General features: G+C 41.3%; 2 protein-coding genes. One reads left to right on the forward strand and one right to left on the reverse strand.

Features of this window, described 5'->3' with window-relative positions:
* Positions 1 to 311, forward strand: a 311-nt coding sequence (locus tag KDK14_RS09770; RefSeq protein ID WP_257264912.1) for a hypothetical protein, incomplete at its 5' end; no start/stop codon positions are given.
* Between the two features lie 77 nt (positions 312 to 388).
* Here KDK14_RS09770 and KDK14_RS09775 read toward each other — a convergent pair.
* Entirely contained in the window at positions 389 to 784 is a 396-nt protein-coding gene (locus KDK14_RS09775; protein ID WP_257264913.1) for an IS30 family transposase, read from the reverse strand.
* Positions 785 to 1001: the final 217 nt, after the last annotated feature.

Below are 1001 nucleotides of genomic sequence, written 5' to 3' on the forward strand. Positions count from 1 at the left end.
TAGCTAAATATCCTATTATCGGGATGATCGTTCGACCGATTCTGTCGCCCTGTGTCACTGTAGGCCACATGAATAAGTTATTCACGGAGCTAACTGAACCTTATAGCAAAGAAAATAAAAAATTACTTAAAAAGCTCGATGAATCTAAACAAGAAAAACAAAACAAAATAAGTGATATTTCGCACAACTTGGATAATATAAAGGAAATAAAAGAGGAGCTTATTCAGAGTATTAAAAAGACAGATCAATTCAAAGAAGTTATCCAAGAGCAAATCAATGAATTTGCCGGATGGCGAATGGGTCAAAAATAAAGAAATACGTATAACACACCTTCCAGTGTAGCCCTCAACTGGCCTTAGACCATCAAGTACCTTGCGGGGCATGCTGTTTATTTGAAACTGCATAGCCTCATTTCCACTTCAGAGAACTGTCCAAACGCCGTTTTTTTTGGCCAATGGCGACGTATTATATTAGTGTTTTCATTGGTTCCTCTCTGATAACTGGCGTAGGGCTTCGCGTAGTAGATATCTGCTTTAACAGCCTTTGACACAAGAGAATGCATGGCAAATTCAGCGCCGTTATCGAGCGTAATTGTTTTTGAACCTCGTGCGCGTCTGGGCAGTTCAATCATCTTATTGGCCACTATTTCAGAATTCTTGTTGTCAACCTTGCCAATCAACGTGAGACGGCTTTTGCGATGAACAAGGGTGACAAGATATGCACCGTGCCTATAAACAGTATCACCTTTCCAGTCACCAAGACGGGGCGCCGTTCTGAAACTGATATCGTTTGTCTTGTGTCAGCTGCTTGTGGTAGTTGGTTTGAGTGCTCATTCCAGACGAGCATTTCAGAGTGTGACAACTTGGAAATCTCCCGACACCTGTCTTGTATCTCAAGTGTCAGCCTGTTGTACTTATTGTATTACTCCAGCTCCTATCAATTCCAAAAGCAAAAGCTTTGAACCACGAAGCACACAAAGAGCACAAAGGAAAAGAAAAGCT

Origin of the sequence: Endozoicomonas sp. ONNA2 (assembly GCF_024606365.1) — a bacterium.
In the GTDB taxonomy this organism is placed as follows: Bacteria; Pseudomonadota; Gammaproteobacteria; order Pseudomonadales; family Endozoicomonadaceae; genus Endozoicomonas.